Raw genomic sequence first — 19,120 nt, 5'->3', positions numbered from 1 at the left:
GATAGATATTATGGATAAAAATGGACTTTCGTCAACTTCGGTACTACGCGCAAATTGTTGAAAGCGGCAGCCTGGCCAAAGCCTCTCGCCAGCTTTACGTTGCTCAGCCCGCCTTAAGCCAGCAATTGGCACGACTGGAGGACGAGGTTGGCCAGCCGCTACTGATTCGATCTCATAAGGGCGTAACGCCAACAGATAACGGGCTGGCTCTTTATCACCACGCCAAGTTCATATTAAGACAGATAGACCAGGCACTGGCCATAGCCAGGCAGGAATCCAATGAAGTCAAGGGTATGGTGTCCATAGGACTACCATCCACCACGATGTCTGCACTTGGGCAACCCCTGGTCACGGCCATAAGAGCCCGCTACCCTGGCATCTTGCTCAATGTTGTGGAAGGCATGAGTGGTCATTTGAGCCAAATGCTACGTTCTGGGCAGCTTGATATGGCCATTCTGTTCAATGCGGCGGCCGCACCCGATCTTTCCCGAACCCCCATCATCGAAGAGGAACTCTTTGTGATGATATCCGCCTCAAGCCAACTGGTGGCAAGCCGGCGTAAAAAGATAACGATAGCCGAGGCGGCAAGACTTCCGCTTATATTGCCAACCAGCTCGCATGGCCTGCGTCAGCGCATTGCCAACGAATTTGAAACACGCAATCTCACGCCTCACATCATTGCAGAGATTGATTCTCTGTCATTACTCATGAATTGCGTGGCCGACGGCATGGGAGCCACCATAAAACCCATGGCGGCCCTCTTGCACAAGGGAAGCAAACGCAAGAATTGGCGCGCCATCGGCCTGTCGGATGTGAAGCTGAATCGTCGCAACTACTTATACACGGCAGATGAAACGCTGCTTTCGCCTGCTGCGTCCCTGATTGCTACAGAGCTCAAACGGCTGGTACACACGCTTGTGGATACTGGCAAATGGCCATCTGTCACATTGCTCTAACGCTCCAATTCCGCTAAGCGCCTGGCAAGCCCGCCCTTGCGTAAAGCCGCAAGGCCACAGCATCAATCTATATAGAATACTTATACCCTATCAAGGAAAACAGTATTTTTCGTCTCTTCGGCCGCTCCCTACAATGGCCTGCGGTCCTATTAGAAATACAACTACTGGAGACGACAACAGAATGAAGCGAACACTCAACCCTCGTGCGTGGCTGGGCGGCGTCGCGGCCATGCTTGCATTGCACGGCAGCTGCGCAGCCGCCACCGCAGACATAAGCGACTATCCTAACCAACCCATACGCATGGTAGTTCCCTTTTCCCCGGGCGGCATCACTGACCTGCTGGGCCGGCTTGTTGCTGACGAGCTCAGCCAACTGTATGAGCAGCCCGTGGTGGTCGAAAACCGTCCTGGCGCCAGCGGCCATGTTGGAGCCAACCTGGCAGCCAAGGCCGAACCCGACGGCTATACCCTGTTGCTAGGTACCATAGGTATACACGCGGCCTATAGCATCTACAGCAAACTGGCCTACAACCCATCCACGGACTTACAGCCCGCCATGGTCCTGGGAGCGTCGCCCAATATCGTGCTGGTTCCCGCAAGCTCCCGCTTCAAAACATTTGGCGAGCTGCTGGACTATGAGAAAAAGCATCCTGGCAAGCTTAACTATGCAACTGCTGGTCCTGGCTCGTCCGTGCACATGGTGACCGCCCTGTACGAGCAAATGATTGATACCAAGCTAACCTATGTTCCTTACAAAGGAAGCGGCCCGGCGCTGATAGACATCATAGGCGAACGGGTTGATGTGATGTTTGACAATCTACCTACTGGCTACCCTCACGTGCAAAGCGGCAAGCTAAGAATGCTTGCCATCACCAGCAAGGATAGGCAGCCGCTCCTTCCAGACACGCCCACTATCGCCGAATCCGGGATCCCCGGCTACGAGGCCGGATCATGGTTCTCCGTGGCCTTGGGCAGTGACGTACCCGAAGCCATCGTCGACAAAATCTCGGCCGATGTTCGCAAAGTGATGTCAACGCCTGAAATGCAAATAAAACTGCAGGATATGGGAATCACTCTTATTGCCAACACACCCGACGAGGCACGCTCCATGTTTGTCAGTGAAACGGAAAAATGGGGCAAGGTCATTGAATCGTCTGAAATCAGACTGGACTGAAAATAACATCGGATACCCACACAAATGTTAAAAATACTAACTACTCTACTCTGCTCATCGATCCTGGCCACATCCGTGCAGGCGGCCTACCCGGATCGGTCCATCACCCTGGTGGTGCCTTATCCGGTCGGTGGATCTGCAGACACTCTGGCCAGGCTCGTGGCCGAAGGGCTCAGCCAGCGCTACGACAACCCCATTGTCGTCGAAAATCGCGGCGGTGCCGGCGGGCACATCGGCGCTGAGCAGGTGCTCAAGGCTCCCGCCGACGGCTACACCATGATGCTGGGCACGATTGCTCATAATGGCGCTTTTGCCATGTATAAAAACCTGCGCTACAACCCGGCTACCGACTTGGTGCCCGTTGCGATGTTTGCCGAAGCGCCAAATGTTTTGATCGTACCGAAGGCATCACCATTCAAATCAGTACAGGATTTGCTGGATGCGGCACGCGCCAACCCAAGTCAACTTAACTACGGATCAGCCGGCGTCGGTTCCGGCACGCACATGGCTGCCGAACTGTTCAAGTACATTGCCAAGGTGGATATCACACCAGTGCCGTTTCGGGGCGGCGCACCGGCACTGACCGCCCTATTGGGTGGACAGGTGGACTTGAACTTCGAAACCGGCGTCACCGCAACAAAGGCTGTGGACACCGGCAAGGTACGGCCACTGGCCGTTACGGGCAAGAACCGCTCTCCCGCCTTTCCTGATTTACCGACTATTGCAGAGGCCGGTGTATCAGATTATTTCATGACACTTTGGTACACGATCTCGGTGGCACAAGGTGTACCCGCTGATATTCAGAAAAAACTCAATGCAGATATCAATGAGGTGGTGAAATCACCCGAGTTCTCCCAGAGAATGAATAATCTTGGGGTCGATACCATAATCGCCACTCAAGAAGAAGCCATCGCACGCAACGAGATGGAGGCCAAACGCTGGACCAAAGTCATTAAAGCCGCCGGCATCGAACTGGATTAAACCGCAAGCGCTACGTCCTGCTCAATAACAGGCGTAGCACAACACCATTCTTGAAATCACCAGCAACCAAGGCGTTGTAGGACACGTAACAGACATGAGCGAAAATCAGAAGTTGCCGGACTGCTTGTTATTGATCGATGGCCAATGGCTCAAGGGTACCGAAATCCGGCCTGTGCTTAACAAGTACACCCAAAACCCATGCGCCCAATTACATTTGCCTAGCCATGAACAGGTTAATAAGGCTGTTCAGATCGCCGATGCTTGTTTCCAGGAAAACGCCTTGTCGCCGTGTGAACGAGGCGCCATCCTGGACAGGACCGCACAGATACTGGAACGGCGCCAGGAGGAGCTGGTACTGGCCCTCATCTGTGAAGTAGGCTTTCCCAGATCTGACGCCCAAGGGGAGGTGGCCCGCTGCATACAGACTTTCCGGCTATCAGCCGAAGAAGCACGCAACCTGACCGGCGAAATGATTCCCATTGAAAGCGCCCCCAGGCAGGCAGGCCGCATTGGTTTTACCCTACGCGTGCCTTTGGGTGTCGTATGTGCCATTACACCATTCAATGCGCCCTTGAACACGGTTGCACACAAGGTCGGACCAGCACTGGCCGCCGGCAATGCGGTCGTTCTGAAACCATCAGCACATGCGCCGACGCCATCCATCCTCATGGCCGAGGCCTTGCTGGAGGCCGGCCTTCCCCCAGGCCTTATTTCAGTTATGCACGGCGATGCTCAGGTTGCTCAGTGGCTGCTGGATGAACCAGCTATCCGGTTTTACGCCTTCACCGGCAGCACCCAGATTGGACGCCACATTCAGCAGCATGCAGGACTACGCCGGACGCAAATGGAGTTGGGCAGCATTGCCTTTACTATCCTGGCAGCAGATGCAAACCTTGATGTCGCCCTTCCAAAAATCGTCAATGCAGCCTATCGCAAAGCGGGACAGGTGTGCACCTCCATTCAGAATCTTCTGGTGCACCGCTCTATCGTAGCGGAAGTCGAAAAGCGGCTCACATCAATGGTTGCGGAACTGGCCTATGGCGACCCAGCCAAGCATCAAACTGTTGTCGGTCCTGTAATCAGCATGGCGGCGGCGGAGCGCATTGAAAACTGGATCAATACGGCCATGGCGCAAGGAGCCAGGCGATTGGCAGGCGGAGCGCGCGTACGGGCTGTCGTGCCACCTACCCTTTTGGCAGACATCGATCCATCCCTGCAGGTTGTCTGCGAAGAAATCTTCGGACCCGTCATGTCCATTATTCCATTCGACGCCATGGATGAAGCGATTGCGCGTGTCAACGCCACCCCTTATGGCCTGGCCACGGGGCTGTTTACCAACCAGCTTGATCAGGCACTGAACGCAGCGCGTAAACTGCAAGTGGGTGGCGTCCATATCAATGAAACTTCCAGCTCGCGTGTCGATGTCATGCCTTATGGTGGCTCCAAAGATAGCGGATTCGGCCGCGAAGGCCCTCGTCATGCCGTCCGCGAAATGAGCGAAGAACGCGTCGTGACTTTATTGGCTTAAGCCACTGAAAAATCAAAAAGGAACAGGAAATGCCCAAGATGAAAGGTGGCGAACTCATCGCCGAATATTTGGTTCAGGAAGAAGTGCCATATGTATTTGGCATTTGCGGTCACGGTAATGTTGGGATCCTGGATGCACTGCACGGGGTGCGTGATAAGGTCAAGCTGATTTCACCGCGCCATGAGCAATGCGCCGGGCATATGGCCGACGCCTATTACCGTGTCAAGCACCGCCCGGTGGCCACGCTGACGTCCACAGGACCAGGCTCGGCCAATATGGTCATGTCGCTGGCGACAGCTCTGGCCGACTCATCCACGTTCATGGCTATTACTGCCAATGTGCCCACCTCCCAGCACAACCGCGCCCCATTCCAGGAGCTGTACGCCCACAACCAGGCTGACTTTGCAGCAGTCATGCGGCCTGTAGTCAAGCGTTCATTCCAGCCCACGCGTGTGGACATGCTGCCACTGGCATTGCGCCAAGCCATGGACACCATGGTGACAGGCCGCCCAGGCCCCGTGAATATCGATATTCCATACAATGTTTTTCAGGAAGAGGCTGACGTGGAACTGCCCGCCGCGTCGCGGCTGAACAATGCACCTCGACCTGGCGCATCAACACAAGACATCACTGCGGTGCTGGATTTGCTCGCCAGCGCACATCGTCCTGTTCTGTTCATCGGCCATGGCGCAACCTTGGCTGAAGCCGGCCCTGAACTAACCGAATTTTCACAGCGCCTGGGTATTCCCGTTATTACGTCTCCCAACGGCATGGGTTGCATTCCCATGGACGACCCGCTGGCGCTGGGTTTTATTGGCCGAAATGGTGCTTATCCGGCCAACCAGGCTGGACGATACTCCGATCTTGTCATCACTATCGGAACTCGTTTCGATGATCGCTCTTCCTCTACCTGGCACCCTGGATACTCATGGAATTTTCCAAAAACCAAACTGGTACATGTAGATATAGATCCCACAGAATTAGGTCGCAACTACCCGCCTACACTTGGAATCATTGCCGACGCCAAAGTCTTCATGCGCCAACTGTTGACCGGCGTCGCTGATCGACAGGACATTGAATCGTCCAAGTTCGGCGAATGGCGCGACGAGATCAACGGGTGGCACAATGAATGGAACTCTTTTGTAAGGCCTCATTTCGAGGACTCCACCAGTCCGCTACGTCCCGAGTTCGTTGTTGGCTCCCTGCAAAAGATGCTGCCCGACGACGTGATTCTTTCACTGGACTCAGGCGTTCATCACAACTGGTTCATGCAGTTCTGGAAGGCGCGCCGCCCTCAAAGCATGCTCAACAGCTGGGGCTATTCATCCATGGGCTTTGGCGTATGCGGCATATTGGGCGCGCAATTAGCAGCGCCTGATCGCCCATGCGTTGCCGTGGTGGGCGACGGCGGTTTCACCATGACGCCTTATGTGCTTTGCACAGCAGTGGAATACAACCTGCCAGTGGTGTGGATAGTCTGGAACAACTTCGCCTGGGGCGCAATCCGCGACCTCCAATATGGACTATTCGATGGGCGTGAGATAGGCACGGCTTTCTATCATGGTCAAACCGGCGAAAAATACAACCCGGACTTCGCCGCCTGGGCACGTGCCTGCGGCGCAGATGGCATGACAGTCACCCATCCCCAGCAATTGCAAGGGGCCATAGAAGCCGCGCTCAAGAACCGACGTCCCTGCGTGATTGACGTGCACGTGGACGCCGAGGTGAGGCCACCATCAACCGGTACCTGGCAGTTGCCCCCGCTAGGTCGTCCGGAACCAATGTTTGGCAAGCCATATATTGCCTGATACCCATCCACTCCCATCGAAGGCGTACTTCATGAAGACTTCAAAATCCGCAGTAGATCAGGCGTCTATGGCCGGCAAGGCGGTTACGCGCAATCTGGGAGAACTGCTTTGGACACAGTATCCGGGACACTTCAACCAGGCACTGTCCAAAGCAATCGTTACACCAGCCACCGTCGGCAGCCGCTACTTTGACCACAGAATTTCCTGCTATGAGCCCGGTGCGCATGTAGAGGCACACGTACACAAGATTCAGGAGCAGATCTATCACGTACTCAGCGGCGAAGGTGTGTTGATTGTGGATGGTGAACATCGACTCGTCCGCGCAAACGATGTCACCTTCATTCCACCTGGCGTTGTTCATGAGTTTCACTGCACAGGGACTGAGACGCTGATATTCCTGGTGATCACCAGCCCGCCAACCGATGACGCATCTCATATTTAATCGTCTGCGCCAAGTAGCAGGCAGCCTTTTGGTTGCCTCTTATTAAGAATTCAGGAGTCAAGTCAATGAGCACGAAAACAGCCCTTGTATTTGGAGGTTCCCGAGGCATTGGCGCGGCCTGTGTCACCAGTTTGCTGCGCGACGGATTCAATGTGGCCTGGACCTACGCAAGCACTGCAGTGACTGACGAAGCTCAAGCTAATCTCAAAGCCTATAAAGTCGACATACGCGACGCCCAGGCTGTTGCCAAGGTATTCAGGGACGTTGCACATGATTTTGGCGCCATGCCCAGCTGTGTAGTCGCCAACGCCGGCATCAACGTACCCCCTGCTCCTTTGGCCCAGTTCGAACACAAGTCTTTTCAGGAACTGATGGACGTCAATTTGTTTGGCGCGTTCAACATTCTGAGCGAAGCCGCACGCAGCACACTGGACGGCGGCAGCATCATCGCCATCACGACTTCCATGGTCCGTCATGCGGTACCCGGCGGCGGGCCCTACACAGCATCCAAGGCCGCAGTGGAAAGCCTGGTGCGCTCCATGGCCAAGGAGTTGGCCATACGCAACATTCGCGTCAATGCAGTAGCGCCGGGGCCAGTCGAGACAGACTTGTTCAACGCCGGAAAAACCGATGAAGCCAAGCTCAAGGCTGCTGGCATGAGCCCCTTCAATCGCATCGGCCAGCCACAAGAAGTGGCCGAGGTGGTAAGTTTTCTGGCATCAGAGCGCGCATCCTGGGTGCATGGGCAAATTTTCCAACCCAACGGCGGCATGGTCTAAGGCTGTTTATCCATGCCCCTGCCGGAGTCAGGTTTATGAGCCAGAACCCATCTCCCTGCTCGTCCATGCGAGACCAACAATGGGATACTGACGTTGATGTCATCGTTTTAGGAGCCGGCGCCGGGGGCATGACAGCCGCCCTGGTAGCAGCTACGCAGGGCATGAAAACCCTGCTGATTGAAAAAAGCGGTACCGTCGGTGGAACAACGGCATACTCTTCCGGCACCACCTGGATACCCAATAATCCCCATATGCATCACATGGGCATGGTCGATGACGCCAGGAAGGCCGCCCAATATCTGGATGCTTTGGTGGGAAACCGAGCGGACCCAGCCCTGCGCCAGGCCTTCATCACGGACGGCCCGAAAATGGTGGCGTACCTTGAGCGTCATACTGAAGTGCGCTTCAAGGCCTACCCGGCAATGCCTGATTATCGCCACGATATTCCAGGAGCGGGAACGGGTGGCCGCCCGATGGAGCCATTGCCTTTCGACGGGCGGCTATTAGGCAGGAACTTCAATCTGCTTCGCCCGCCCATTCCGGAACTAACCATTCTTGGCGGCATGATGCTGACCCGCGGCGAGGCGGCATTATTGCTGCGTGGCTTTAAGTCTCTTGACGCCTTAAGGCTGGGTATCCGATTACTGGCCCGCCATGGCATGGATAGGCTGCGTTACCGGCGAGGTACTCGGCTGGTTCTGGGTAATGCGCTGGCTGCGCGTCTGTACAAGAGTCTGCTTGATAGCCATGTCGACATCCGGCTTGGGGCTCGAACACTACGCCTAATCATGGTCTCCGGGAGCGTAGCTGGCATCGAAGTCATGCTTGGTGACAAGCTCAGTAGAATCAGGGCACGCCGGGGGGTGATCCTGGCCGGCGGCGGCTTCCCGGCAAGCCAGGCCATGCGTGAGCAGTACCTTCCCAGCCCCGTCGCACAATACACCCCAGCCTGCCCGGACAGCACGGGTGAAACCATACACCTTGCCCTGGATGCTGGCGCTGCGATGGGCAAAGGGTCGGCCGAGAATGCTTTGTGGTTTCCTTCTTCTATCGCGCAGCGTAACGATCAATCAACCGCTGTCTATCCCCATATCGTACTGGATCGCCCCAAGCCCGGATTGATTGCCGTCGACTCGGCCGGGAGGCGCTTTGTAAACGAGGCGGTCTCCTACCATGAGTTCACTCGCGCTATGTACAAGGCAGGCACCGATGGCTGCGCCATCCCCGCCATCCTGATCTGCGATCGACGCTTTCTATGGAAGTACGGCCTGGGCATGATCCGGCCCCATGCCTTATCAATCCGGCGCCATATCAAGAACGGCTACCTGCTGCCAGCACCGACACTGGAGGGCCTGGCGGACAAGCTTGGCATCTCTTCCATCACACTGAAAGAAACTGTAGAACGTTACAACGGATTTTCACGTACCGGACACGATGAGGACTTCAACAAAGGTAACACGCCGTACGAACGGGCCAATGGCGATCCACAGCACAAGCCCAATCCATGTCTGGGTGAAATCAGCAAGGCGCCCTTCTACGCCGTTAAGCTATACCCAACCCCTTTGGGCACCAGTCTTGGGCTTGCCATCAACACTCAGGCGCAAGTGCTGGATCATGCCGGCAAGCCATTGCCAGGCCTATATGCTTGTGGCAATGACGCAGACTCCATATTCGGCGGTGAATATCCCGGCGCGGGCGCGCAGATCGGGCCTGCCATGACCTACGGCTATCTCTCAGCCATGCACATCGTCAACAACTGATCAAACAAGGCTTGGCATCCCGATGCCTCATACCCTATTTATTCAAAACTGGAGCATTCTCTTGAAACTAGCTGTCTTTACCAAGAACAAGACCAACCCAGCTTATGCAGGCGCCCGCCTTGGAGCAGACCGCGCCGCGCAGCGCTATGGCGTACAGGCACTTCATTTCGTGCCGCAAGAGCCTGATAGCGTGGCACAGCAAATTGAATTGATAGATGAAGCCCTCGCGCTAAAGCCAGACGCGTTCGTGATATCACCCGTTCATCCAACCAAGATAAATTCGGCCATTCAGCGAGTGCATCAGGCCGCCATTCCTATCGTGGCACTGGTCAGCCCGATCGAATCCGTACCTTGCGTTTCTTTCGTCAACTCGGACGACTACAATTTGGCGCTGGAAATTGCCGGCTATCTGTACCAAAAAATGAGTGAAAAAGGGAAGGTGCTGATCATCAGCGGCCACGTAGACTCCTCTACCAGTCTGGACCGACTGCGCGGCTTTCACGATGCTGCCCGGGCATTTCCGAACATCACCCTGATAGACACAGTCATCGGTGACTACGTCCGCCCAACAGCTTACGTCAACAGCAAGAAATGGTTTGCCGCCAATGAAGAAACCCAAATCGACGCCTGCCTGGTTGCCAACGACATTATGGCTCTTGGAGTCATCGACGCACTCAGGGAGACGCACAGGAACGCGCTGGTCGTGGGCGTGAACGCCATCCCAGAAGCTATCCCCGCTTTGAAAAACGGATCCTTGCTGGCAACTGCGGATTTCAACGCTATGCGCATGGCGTACCTGGCAACAGAAATCGCTATTCGCCACCTAAGGGGCGAGTCAATGCCCCGACGCGTTCAACTGCCGGTCGAGATCATTAATCGCGATAATATTCATCAATATGACCTGCCTTACGAAGATCGCAGCACCCCAACCCTTGACGAGGTCCTGGCGAGGACCTGATAGCCTGGCGACAGCCCTGACGAAATTTTCAGTGGATACCAGCCGCATCCTCGTGACAAGAATGATCCGCCAAGGCGCCCAGTATTCCGCATGACTCAGTCGATGCCGTGCTGGTGCATTTCCGGCGCAAGGTCACCAGATGCTGCTTCAGGTGCAGCAGTTGATTGATGCGTGTTTCGACTGCGCCGATATGCTCGTCCAGCAAAGCGTTGACGTCACCACAATCTTCTGCAGGGGTATCCCGATAGCGCAGCAATATGCGTATTTCGTCCAGCGCCATATCCAGCGTACGACAGTGCCTTATAAAACGCAGCCTTTCAATATGGTCGTTGCCATACAGGCGATAGTTGCCTTCGCTACGTGACGGCTCCAGCAGCAAGCCTTCTTTCTCATAGAAGCGTATGGTTTCCACCGTAGTTTCGGTGCGTTTGGCCAGCTCTCCAATCTTGATGGGCATGATGTACTTCTCCAGCACTTAAACACTAAAGTAACTATAGCCTTTCAAGCTGAATATATCAAAATCCGTTTAGCGAATAAGATTGTTGATTGAACAATCTACTTGTTTAGACTGATCAGGACTGATTACGCGACAACCTGGACTCCAACGGCAGAACTTCAGCATGAGCACCCTTCTGGAAAAACACTACCAGCGCAGCATTGATAAGCTTATCGCGCGCTTTGCCACACCCTCGATGCGCGGAGCAAGCATTCAGGCCTGGCTGTTCGACGATCACGAAAGCCGTAAAGCGGCCGAAAGCACACTTCGCACCTCGGGCGTAGACGCCGTGCTGCGCAGTGCCTATAAGCCGCTCGTACACTTCTTCCTGGAAGAGATCGATACCGCAACACTTGCCGCGGCAAGCATAGGCTACCCAGTGCACGAAGCCAGTGCGCCCAACCGCTTTCTTCTTGAAGCTTACCCGCTTACCAAGCTCGTCGGTGACGCAAACGTTGAGTTCTACGCCACCCATTCCTGCGACCTTACTTATCAGGTCAGGCTCACCTACCAGGACGGCCGTGAAGCAAGCCACCGCGTGTTTGCTCCAAATTACACGCATGAGGATATTGATGGCGAGATATTGTTGTCACCCACCGGCTGGCTGAGCATCTCGCATCAGGGCCAGGCAAGCAGCGAACGCATGGAAACCGACCTTGAACAGCTGTTTCATGACACGATAAAAACCATATCCGGCCACGCCTGGGGCGATGCCGAGCCCTATTTCGAAGAACTGAACATTGCGGCGCAGTTACCGATAGCAGACCGCTCGTTGGCATACGCTGAAGAAACCATCAGCCTGACCGAGGCCCTGCATGAAGATATCTATTTCTCTTTGCTGGAGTTCTTCCAGAAGAAATCAGGCCGGCCATTGGGTGACCGCGGTTTGCAGCCCGGGCAGATTGTTCCTGAAATCTCATACCACGCAGGCGCGCCCTCTGTGCTTGTTGTTACGAAGGCCTTGCACACCAAAGACAGCAGCGGCCCGAACCAACCGCTGGACTCCGCACAAGCACCGCTAGTTGCGGCGCAGGTTCTGCGGGAACTGGACAGCCTGGGTGGTGAACACTACCACGCACAAACACGCTCGGGCCGCACCGTTCACGGTCGCTACATCAAAGGCAGCGATGTGCCCATGATGATCAGCGGCGCCCAGCATGCCAACGAAACCAGCGGCGTAGTCGGCGCACTGCGTGCCGCCCGACAGCTGATCACCCGCGACACGGCACACTTCATCATCTCACCGCTCGAGAATCCCGACGGTTATGAACTGCATCGACGCCTGTGTGCCGTTAACCCGAATCACATGCACCATGCTGCACGCTACACCGCCATGGGCGATGACCTTGAGTACCGCCGTGCACAGGAGCTGGGTGAAAAAGCCATACGCATCAAGGCACAGGCACTGACTGACGCGAAACTCCATGTGAATTTGCACGGCTATCCCTCACATGAATGGACGCGACCATTCTCTGGTTACATACCGCGCTGCTTCGGAATGTGGACGTTGCCCAAAGGCTTCTTCCTGGTCGTTCGACATCAACCAGCCTGGACGCAGCAAGTGGAAAAACTGCTTGATCATGTAACCCGCCACCTGGCCACCATTGACGGCCTGAAGCAGCGGAACGATATGCAGCTTGAATTATTTGAACGGCACGCAGGGGCTTCGGGATTTCGTATTGTTAATGGATTTCCGTGCCTGATCGCTGCGGACGACAGTTATAGCGTACCCATTACACTGATTACGGAATATCCGGACGAAACCATTTATGGTGAAAACTTCGTTCGCGCCCACACGGCACAAATGGAGACCGTTCTGGCCGCCTACCAGGCGCTGCAAGGACTATTTTGATGAACGCCTGCCTAACCGCAACCCGTACGCCATGACCCCATCCGCGCTCCAGATCCACTGGTCGGCCTTGCCGTCTGATGATGCGCGGCATTTCACTCCACCCGGCCATCGGTCCCTTGCGATCTGGCCGGCTCCGGTAAACCATGATGCTTGCTTCCAGGCCGCAGGCTTCACTTTGTTCGCGGACAACGATGTGGCATGGGATCACGCCGCCCAAGGCCTGCTGGCGCGCGTGATCAACAACCTGTCCCTTATTGGCGCTCCCAGGCTGGTGAGCCTTCCCCTCAGGGATGAGCCTCCCTGGTATAAGCGCGTGCTTCAAAGCAGCCGGGAATTGCCGCTGCTGGAACAGGCCCTGTGGCCGATGCAGGAAGACTCACTGCCATGATTTCACGCTCGGTTCGGTGACGGCGGGACCGCGCTTCGAACCGGGGGCGGGCACTTTCTGCTTTGGATCACCCTGCCGGACTCGGGGCCGGAGCCAGAACAGTTCGCCAGGAAGGTCGCGCAACCATCGGACATTTTTGAAACCCGACTTCGATGGGCTCCTCTGTTGCCGGGATAGGTCTGCAACTCAAATATCTCGTTGATTATGTCCTATATTTCTACTATTATTGAATTATGAAAATATTAAATGCTGTAGCCGCGCTAGCGGCTTTTCTCTCGGAAAAATACTGCGGCGGGCACGAGTGCGACCTGTCTTGCACCATGGATGCCGGGAAGGTATCGGCATGAGACTGCGCAACCTTCCAGACCCGGATTTCCTGCCCGCCTTGGAAAAGCCCTTTGTCATCGAGCGGCCCGCGCTCGGGCTGGCACCCGATGCGCCGCCGGTTCGTATCCTGCTTCTGTACGGTTCGCTGCGCGCCCGCTCATTCTCGCGGCTGGCCGTCGAAGAAGCAGCCCGGCTGCTGCAATTCTTCGGTGCGGAAACGCGCATCTTCGACCCGTCCGACCTACCGCTACCCGACCAGATGCAAGGCGACGATCACCCGGCGGTCAAGGAGCTGCGCGCCCTGTCCGAGTGGTCAGAGGGGCAAGTCTGGTGCAGCCCGGAACGCCACGGCCAGATTACCGGCCTCATGAAGGCACAGATTGACCATCTGCCCCTTGAAATGGCCGGCCTCCGGCCGACGCAAGGCCGCACGCTGGCCGTGATGCAGGTATCCGGCGGATCGCAGAGCTTCAACGCCGTGAACACCCTGCGCCTGCTCGGCCGCTGGATGCGGATGTTCACCATCCCGAACCAGTCGAGTATCGCCAAGGCGTTCCAAGAGTTCGACGCGGCGGGCCGCATGAAGCCCTCGCCGTACTACGACCGAATAGCCGATGTGATGGAAGAACTGGTGCGCTTCACGGTGCTGCTGCGGCCACACCGCGAAACCCTGACAGACCGCTATTCCGAACGAAAGGCGGCGGGCCTAGCCCTCGACAGGACCACCGATCTTTCATCCATCGCCATTGCTCGCCAACCACTACTAGAAAGCCAAACATCATGACCGAAAGAACCTATAACGTCCTCATCCTCTGCACCGGCAATTCGGCCCGCAGCATCATGGCAGAAGCCCTCATCAACACAATGGGAGAAGGCCGCTTCCACGCCTACAGCGCCGGCAGTCACCCGACCGGCAAGGTCAATCCCTTCGCCATCGAAAAGGTAGAGTCGGTGAAGTACCCGACCGAGAACCTGCGCAGCAAGAGCTGGGACGAGTACGCCACGCCCGACGCGCCAGAGATGGACTTCATCATCACTGTCTGCGACAACGCCGCCGGCGAGGTTTGCCCGGTGTGGCCAGGTCAGCCGATCTCGGCGCATTGGGGGTTTGAAGATCCGGCCGCCGTCGAAGGCACCGACGACGAGAAGCGCCGGGCCTTCGAGCAGACCTTCCGGCACATTATGACCCGCGTCCGCCTGTTCGTGAGTCTGCCGCTAACGATGCTCGACCGCACAGCCATCAAGCGCGAGCTGTCGAGCATCGGCAAGACTGAGCAAGAACCATGAGCGCCGACGCGCAGGCCATCGCCACCCACATCCAACAATACCTGCCGTCCAACAAAGGCGAAGCCAGCGCCCAGTTCTAGCAGAAATTCCGTGACATGTTTGACCAGCGCATTCTCGATAGCACGCGTGCACGCCATATCAAACGGCAACACCCGGCCTACAAATACCGGCAACACCTGGTGTTCGATGCTGTCACTGAGCACCGTCCGGCGCTTGCCAGCGGGCATCAGGGCTACACCGGCGCGCAGTTCGGCCACAGTCATGGATGCCAGATAAAGCGTTTCCAGCGGCTGGCGATTCAACCAGCCGATCACCGTTTCATCGGGTACGGCTCGAAACTGCTCCGATATAACGTTCGTATCCAGCAAGATCATTCAAAACTCGCTGCGCGGGCAGGTGAATGGTCACGTTCAAAAACAGCCATTTCTTCGTCGGTCAATTTCACCTTGCGCCCGATACCTGCCAATAAGTCACCCAGCTTTACCTGGCCTTCCGGTTTCACAGCGGTAGCCAATACCTTCTATTGCCAGATCGTGCCAGACGAAATCACAAAAAAGCCCGCAATTACGCGGGCTTCAGGGCATTTCATGCCATCAGGTGCCTGGTCATACCAGACACGGGATCATTCCCACTCAGTTATCAATAAAAAAAAAGCTGTTTTAAATCAAAATATTGAAAGCACGCATCTTGCTGGTACCAAGAAAAATACCATACCCCGCTGACCGTTTTACGCGCCTCTCATCTGGCTCTAGCGATCTCCTCCAGAGTTGCTTCCAGCAAACCTCGATCCACCACCCGCTTGGCGTCGGTGCGCTTAGCCAAGTTATGCAACTTGCGCCGCACCCCTGGCAATTCCTCCGCATGCGCAAGCCCGATCAGACCGAAGTTCGGCTGCTCGCTCTCCACGGACCGCAGAAACGTACACGATGATTCATCCAGCCACTCGGCTACACGCGCCAGCAGGCGCTCGTGAACATCCAGCAAGGCTTCGGCATCGACGGGCTCAGCCGTCATACCTTTGAAATGCGCTTCAAAGGTGGCTGCAAAATCTGCTGGCACACGGGGCGCCAGCATTTCCCATGCAGGTTTAGGACTGCAGGTCAGGTAGACGAGAAATGTTCGCCAGAGCACCTGATCTGTCCGCTCGTCCTCCAGCAATAAACCAACATCAAAAAGATCACGCGGATGCTGTCTCGACAATGCGGCTGCCAGCTTGCCTGCGTAGAGATCGGCAAAGCTCAATACTTGCATCGAGGCAAAACCAAACACCTCTTCAACCCTCGGACGAACCACCATATTTCGCGCCGGATGCACCGTGCCGCGCATGACCGGCGTTGTCTCGATCTGCACTCGGGCACGACCGCGGCTGGCTACCAGTCGCGTAACGCCTGCACCATCGCCCGCCGATAACTGCACTTGCAGCTGCAGTGGCCTGGCGCGCAGCATATCGGCCAAGCGCCCAAGAGCTTCCGCGATCAGCCTTGCGTCTTCAGCATAGTCATGCACTGGCAACCACGCCAAATCAATATCCACCGACAGGCGAGGCAAATCATGCTCGAACAGATTGATTGCCGTGCCGCCCTTGAGCGCGAAACGCAGTTCCTGGCCAAGTACCGGCAGAATATCAACCAACAGCCGTACACGATCGGTATAACGGCGGTCCCAATGATCAAGCAAGGTGCTCATCAAGATCTCCCGGCAAGGTTATCTGGTAAGTGGGATGCAGGCGTCCGCCAGGCACCAGTGCTCGTTTGCCCCGACCCAGATCAACACCATCCAATGGGACATGAGGCAACCACGCATGACGATGACGTTCGGCCAACGCCAGGAACAAGCGTTTGGCCTTGATGCTGCGACAGTGCTGCAACATCTGGCCGACCCGCTGCGGACGCAACGTGGTCATGGCTTGCATCAGCGCATCTACCTCGTAGACTAACGTTGCATCCACAACGCTATCGCACAACTCCAGTATGGCCCTCTCAGGTGTGGAACAGACCAGGGCGTCAGTACTTGGCGCGATCTGATGCCAAGCCAGCCCATGCTCGGACAGCATCCCTTCCGGCGTCTCTGTTGTGAACGACAAAGGAAGCAGATCGAATCCTCCTCTTCCCAGGAACTCGAAACACTGCACCAATGAAAGTTTGCCGAGCCAACCAGGTGGCCGCGCGGGCCCATACAGAGTGATTGCTCCTGCTTCCCCAAGGCGCAAGTAGTGCTCGTGCCCTGCCAGACTCAACGCGAAGCGGCCGCCGACATGTAGCGAAACCCCCTCTCCGATCTGCAGGCTGCGTACCACTCCCTCCCACTGCAGGTGACCGCCTTTACGCATGTAAACCCCACGAGCAGGCGACACCAGCCAACCGCTGCTCACATAGCGTGCGACGAGGCTGTTGGAGTAGCCGTGGGACCGCAGCCAGCGACTCGATATCAGTCGGGTGTCACCCAACTCGGCTAGCAACAAGTTCAATTTTCCTGAATTTTGATCACTCATAGTGAGTAAAATACAGTTTTTATGAACTCTTGCCAAGTAAAACCAGTTTGTAAAATACATAAAAAGATCACTTAAAGTGATCTTTTTATCAGAAAGATAAACTGAGCAATGCCCAGCAACAACCCACGTGCGAGAGCTCTCCCGATACCATGCCTGGCATCATCCATCCGATCATGGTATCGGCATCTGCAGCGCATGGTCTCCAGATACCATAAAAAAGGCCATTAATGATGTGAAATGCACCATCAATGGCATTATATTTATTAAGTTAAATCAATAAACTATAAAATCAGCCTCACTCCCACTCAATAGTCGCAGGCGGCTTGCTCGACACATCATAGGTCACCCTGTTGATGCCGCGCACTTCATTGATAATGCGCGATGACACTTTTTTCAGCAAGGAATACGGCAGCTCGGCCCAGTCTGCGGTCATGAAGTCGGTGGTCTGAACCGCGCGCAGCGCTACAACGTAGTCATAGGTTCGACCGTCACCCATCACCCCTACCGATTTGACCGGCAGGAATACGGCAAAGGCTTGCGAGGTCAGGTCGTACCAGCTTTTCCCGCTGGTGTGGTCTATGGTGTTGCGCAGCTCTTCAATAAAAATGGCATCGGCGCGACGCAGCAAATCTGCGTATTCTTTCTTGACTTCGCCCAGGATACGAACCCCCAGGCCAGGCCCGGGGAAAGGATGCCTGTAAACCATGGCAGGCGGCAGACCCAGGGCAACACCCAGTTTGCGCACTTCGTCCTTGAACAGTTCGCGCAAGGGCTCGAGCAGCTGCAGGTTCATGTCTTCGGGCAATCCACCAACATTATGATGCGACTTGATAGCTACTGCCTTGCCGGTTTTGGATGCGGCAGACTCGATGACGTCTGGATAAATAGTGCCTTGTGCCAGCCAGCGAGCGTTGCTGAGCTTGCCTGATTCGGTTTGGAATACTTCCACGAATTCCTTGCCGATAATCTTGCGCTTGGCTTCGGGATCGGACACACCGCCCAGTTTCCCCATGAAATCGTCGGTGGCATCGACGTGTATGACCTTGATGCCGAAATGACCCGCAAACATGGCCATGACCTGCTCGGCCTCGTTCAGACGCAACAGGCCGTGGTCAACGAAAACGCAGGTAAGCTGATCGCCGATAGCCTTGTGGATCAGGGCGGCTGCCACCGAGGAATCAACACCGCCGGACAAGCCAAGGATGACCTCGTCGCTGCCAACCTGGGCACGTATGTTTGCGACGGCTTCGTCGATGTAATCGGGCATGTTCCAGTCGCGATCGCATCCGCAGATTTCGGTAACGAAACGGGCCAGCATGGCTTCGCCCTGAAGGGTATGCGTAACTTCGGGATGGAACTGCAGGGCATAAAAACCACGGGTTTCATCTGCCATGCCGGCTATCGGGCACGATGGCGTCGATGCCATTAGTTTGAACCCTGGAGGCAAGGCGGTGACCTTGTCGCCATGACTCATCCAGACTTTGAGCATGCCATGGCCTTCGGCGGTGCTGAAATCCTGCAGACCATCAAGCAGGCGGGTATGGCCGTGTGCACGCACCTCGGCGTAGCCGAATTCGCGATGATCCGACCACTCTACTTTGCCGCCAAGCTGTGCGGCCATGGACTGCATGCCGTAGCAGATGCCCAACACTGGCACACCGGCCTGGAAAACCTGGGCCGGGACCTTCATGGACTCTTCGGCATAGGCGGAAGCATGGCTGCCCGACAGAATAATGCCCTTCAAGCCTTGCTGTGCCTGGATGAAGGCGTCGTCGACATCACCGGGATGAATTTCACAATATACGCCCGCTTCGCGGACGCGCCTGGCTATGAGCTGGGTAACTTGTGAACCGTAGTCGAGAATAAGGATACGCTGGTGCATGGCTTAAACAA

Annotated in this window: 18 protein-coding genes and 1 pseudogene; 14 read left to right on the top strand and 5 right to left on the bottom strand. The window is 55.9% G+C overall.

Annotation, left to right across the window (positions count from 1 at the left end):
- Positions 1-20: 20 nt before the first annotated feature.
- The 9 genes from LKR43_RS10910 (at position 21) to LKR43_RS10870 (ending at position 10,386) form a co-directional block, all read left to right on the top strand.
- Complete coding sequence (locus LKR43_RS10910; protein ID WP_227684082.1) at positions 21-956, top strand: LysR substrate-binding domain-containing protein; 936 nt, start codon at positions 21-23, stop codon at positions 954-956.
- 181 nt (positions 957-1,137) lie between these two features.
- A complete protein-coding gene (locus tag LKR43_RS10905; protein WP_227684081.1) occupies positions 1,138-2,130 on the top strand; it encodes a tripartite tricarboxylate transporter substrate binding protein in 993 nt (330 codons plus the stop codon).
- 24 nt (positions 2,131-2,154) lie between these two features.
- Complete coding sequence (locus tag LKR43_RS10900; protein ID WP_227684080.1) at positions 2,155-3,111, top strand: tripartite tricarboxylate transporter substrate binding protein; 957 nt, start codon at positions 2,155-2,157, stop codon at positions 3,109-3,111.
- A gap of 94 nt (positions 3,112-3,205) precedes the next feature.
- On the top strand, positions 3,206-4,639 hold the full coding sequence (locus LKR43_RS10895) for an aldehyde dehydrogenase family protein (protein ID WP_227684079.1): 1,434 nt from the start codon (positions 3,206-3,208) through the stop codon (positions 4,637-4,639).
- Between the two features lie 29 nt (positions 4,640-4,668).
- Positions 4,669-6,447 carry a thiamine pyrophosphate-binding protein gene (locus tag LKR43_RS10890; RefSeq protein ID WP_227684078.1) on the top strand — a complete coding sequence of 593 codons (1,779 nt, stop codon included), beginning with the start codon at positions 4,669-4,671 and terminating at the stop codon, positions 6,445-6,447.
- A 31-nt stretch (positions 6,448-6,478) separates the two neighbouring features.
- On the top strand, positions 6,479-6,889 hold the full coding sequence (locus tag LKR43_RS10885) for a cupin domain-containing protein (RefSeq protein WP_227684077.1): 411 nt from the start codon (positions 6,479-6,481) through the stop codon (positions 6,887-6,889).
- 65 nt (positions 6,890-6,954) lie between these two features.
- Positions 6,955-7,668, top strand: coding sequence for an SDR family oxidoreductase (locus tag LKR43_RS10880; protein WP_227684076.1), 714 nt, complete (start codon positions 6,955-6,957; stop codon positions 7,666-7,668).
- Positions 7,669-7,703: 35 nt separating this feature from the next.
- Complete coding sequence (locus LKR43_RS10875) at positions 7,704-9,428, top strand: FAD-binding protein (protein ID WP_227684075.1); 1,725 nt, start codon at positions 7,704-7,706, stop codon at positions 9,426-9,428.
- Positions 9,429-9,489: 61 nt separating this feature from the next.
- Entirely contained in the window at positions 9,490-10,386 is an 897-nt protein-coding gene (locus LKR43_RS10870; RefSeq protein WP_227684074.1) for a sugar ABC transporter substrate-binding protein, read from the top strand.
- A gap of 28 nt (positions 10,387-10,414) precedes the next feature.
- Here the strand turns inward: LKR43_RS10870 and cadR are convergent, their stop codons facing one another.
- On the bottom strand, positions 10,415-10,843 hold the full coding sequence (cadR, locus tag LKR43_RS10865) for a Cd(II)/Pb(II)-responsive transcriptional regulator (RefSeq protein WP_255676034.1): 429 nt from the start codon (positions 10,841-10,843) through the stop codon (positions 10,415-10,417).
- Positions 10,844-11,006: 163 nt separating this feature from the next.
- On the opposite strand from cadR, the gene LKR43_RS10860 reads away from it, so the two are divergent.
- The 4 genes from LKR43_RS10860 (at position 11,007) to LKR43_RS10845 (ending at position 14,736) form a co-directional block, all read left to right on the top strand.
- Positions 11,007-12,734 (top strand): M14 family zinc carboxypeptidase, encoded by a 1,728-nt coding sequence (locus LKR43_RS10860; protein ID WP_227684073.1) that lies wholly within the window; start codon positions 11,007-11,009, stop codon positions 12,732-12,734.
- A 31-nt stretch (positions 12,735-12,765) separates the two neighbouring features.
- Positions 12,766-13,122 (top strand): hypothetical protein, encoded by a 357-nt coding sequence (locus LKR43_RS10855; protein WP_227684072.1) that lies wholly within the window; start codon positions 12,766-12,768, stop codon positions 13,120-13,122.
- 343 nt (positions 13,123-13,465) lie between these two features.
- Positions 13,466-14,233, top strand: coding sequence for an arsenical resistance protein ArsH (gene arsH, locus LKR43_RS10850; protein WP_227684071.1), 768 nt, complete (start codon positions 13,466-13,468; stop codon positions 14,231-14,233).
- Positions 14,230-14,736 (top strand): arsenate reductase ArsC, encoded by a 507-nt coding sequence (locus LKR43_RS10845; protein ID WP_227684070.1) that lies wholly within the window; start codon positions 14,230-14,232, stop codon positions 14,734-14,736. The genes arsH and LKR43_RS10845 overlap by 4 nt, the downstream gene beginning before the upstream one ends.
- A 17-nt stretch (positions 14,737-14,753) precedes the next feature.
- On the opposite strand, the pseudogene LKR43_RS16320 reads toward LKR43_RS10845, so the two are convergent.
- A pseudogene (locus tag LKR43_RS16320) lies at positions 14,754-14,861 on the bottom strand (PDDEXK nuclease domain-containing protein); the annotation flags it as partial.
- On the opposite strand from LKR43_RS16320, the gene LKR43_RS10835 reads away from it, so the two are divergent.
- Positions 14,832-15,458, top strand: coding sequence for a hypothetical protein (locus LKR43_RS10835; protein ID WP_227684116.1), 627 nt, complete (start codon positions 14,832-14,834; stop codon positions 15,456-15,458). The pseudogene LKR43_RS16320 and the gene LKR43_RS10835 overlap by 30 nt on opposite strands.
- A 16-nt stretch (positions 15,459-15,474) precedes the next feature.
- Here LKR43_RS10835 and LKR43_RS10830 read toward each other — a convergent pair whose 3' ends face one another.
- From LKR43_RS10830 to guaA, 3 genes are all read right to left on the bottom strand, one after another.
- Positions 15,475-16,422, bottom strand: coding sequence for a nucleotidyl transferase AbiEii/AbiGii toxin family protein (locus LKR43_RS10830; protein ID WP_227684069.1), 948 nt, complete (start codon positions 16,420-16,422; stop codon positions 15,475-15,477).
- Positions 16,406-17,227 carry a type IV toxin-antitoxin system AbiEi family antitoxin domain-containing protein gene (locus tag LKR43_RS10825; protein WP_227684068.1) on the bottom strand — a complete coding sequence of 274 codons (822 nt, stop codon included), beginning with the start codon at positions 17,225-17,227 and terminating at the stop codon, positions 16,406-16,408. Before LKR43_RS10825 ends, LKR43_RS10830 begins: the two co-directional genes overlap by 17 nt.
- 295 nt (positions 17,228-17,522) lie before the next feature.
- Positions 17,523-19,109, bottom strand: a complete 1,587-nt coding sequence (gene guaA / locus LKR43_RS10820) for a glutamine-hydrolyzing GMP synthase (RefSeq protein WP_227684067.1) — start codon at positions 19,107-19,109, stop codon at positions 17,523-17,525.
- Between the last annotated feature and the right edge of the window lie 11 nt (positions 19,110-19,120).

It is taken from the genome of Pusillimonas sp. MFBS29, from assembly GCF_020687695.1.
Classification (GTDB): domain Bacteria; phylum Pseudomonadota; class Gammaproteobacteria; order Burkholderiales; family Burkholderiaceae_B; genus Pusillimonas_C.
Note: the sequence above shows the minus strand (reverse complement) of the source record. Positions and strands in the feature narration are given on the sequence as shown.

Coding starts and splice junctions, on each gene's coding strand:
- LKR43_RS10845 (WP_227684070.1), top strand. CDS start 14,230: ATGACCGAAAGAACCTATAACGTCCTCATCCTCTGCACCGGCAATTCG.
- LKR43_RS10855 (WP_227684072.1), top strand. CDS start 12,766: ATGACCCCATCCGCGCTCCAGATCCACTGGTCGGCCTTGCCGTCTGAT.
- arsH (WP_227684071.1), top strand. CDS start 13,466: ATGAGACTGCGCAACCTTCCAGACCCGGATTTCCTGCCCGCCTTGGAA.
- LKR43_RS10860 (WP_227684073.1), top strand. CDS start 11,007: ATGAGCACCCTTCTGGAAAAACACTACCAGCGCAGCATTGATAAGCTT.
- LKR43_RS10890 (WP_227684078.1), top strand. CDS start 4,669: ATGCCCAAGATGAAAGGTGGCGAACTCATCGCCGAATATTTGGTTCAG.
- LKR43_RS10905 (WP_227684081.1), top strand. CDS start 1,138: ATGAAGCGAACACTCAACCCTCGTGCGTGGCTGGGCGGCGTCGCGGCC.
- LKR43_RS10825 (WP_227684068.1), bottom strand. CDS start 17,227: ATGAGTGATCAAAATTCAGGAAAATTGAACTTGTTGCTAGCCGAGTTG.
- LKR43_RS10900 (WP_227684080.1), top strand. CDS start 2,155: ATGTTAAAAATACTAACTACTCTACTCTGCTCATCGATCCTGGCCACA.
- LKR43_RS10895 (WP_227684079.1), top strand. CDS start 3,206: ATGAGCGAAAATCAGAAGTTGCCGGACTGCTTGTTATTGATCGATGGC.
- LKR43_RS10885 (WP_227684077.1), top strand. CDS start 6,479: ATGAAGACTTCAAAATCCGCAGTAGATCAGGCGTCTATGGCCGGCAAG.
- LKR43_RS10910 (WP_227684082.1), top strand. CDS start 21: ATGGACTTTCGTCAACTTCGGTACTACGCGCAAATTGTTGAAAGCGGC.
- guaA (WP_227684067.1), bottom strand. CDS start 19,109: ATGCACCAGCGTATCCTTATTCTCGACTACGGTTCACAAGTTACCCAG.
- LKR43_RS10835 (WP_227684116.1), top strand. CDS start 14,832: ATGTTTGACCAGCGCATTCTCGATAGCACGCGTGCACGCCATATCAAA.
- LKR43_RS10880 (WP_227684076.1), top strand. CDS start 6,955: ATGAGCACGAAAACAGCCCTTGTATTTGGAGGTTCCCGAGGCATTGGC.
- cadR (WP_255676034.1), bottom strand. CDS start 10,843: ATGCCCATCAAGATTGGAGAGCTGGCCAAACGCACCGAAACTACGGTG.
- LKR43_RS10830 (WP_227684069.1), bottom strand. CDS start 16,422: ATGAGCACCTTGCTTGATCATTGGGACCGCCGTTATACCGATCGTGTA.
- LKR43_RS10875 (WP_227684075.1), top strand. CDS start 7,704: ATGAGCCAGAACCCATCTCCCTGCTCGTCCATGCGAGACCAACAATGG.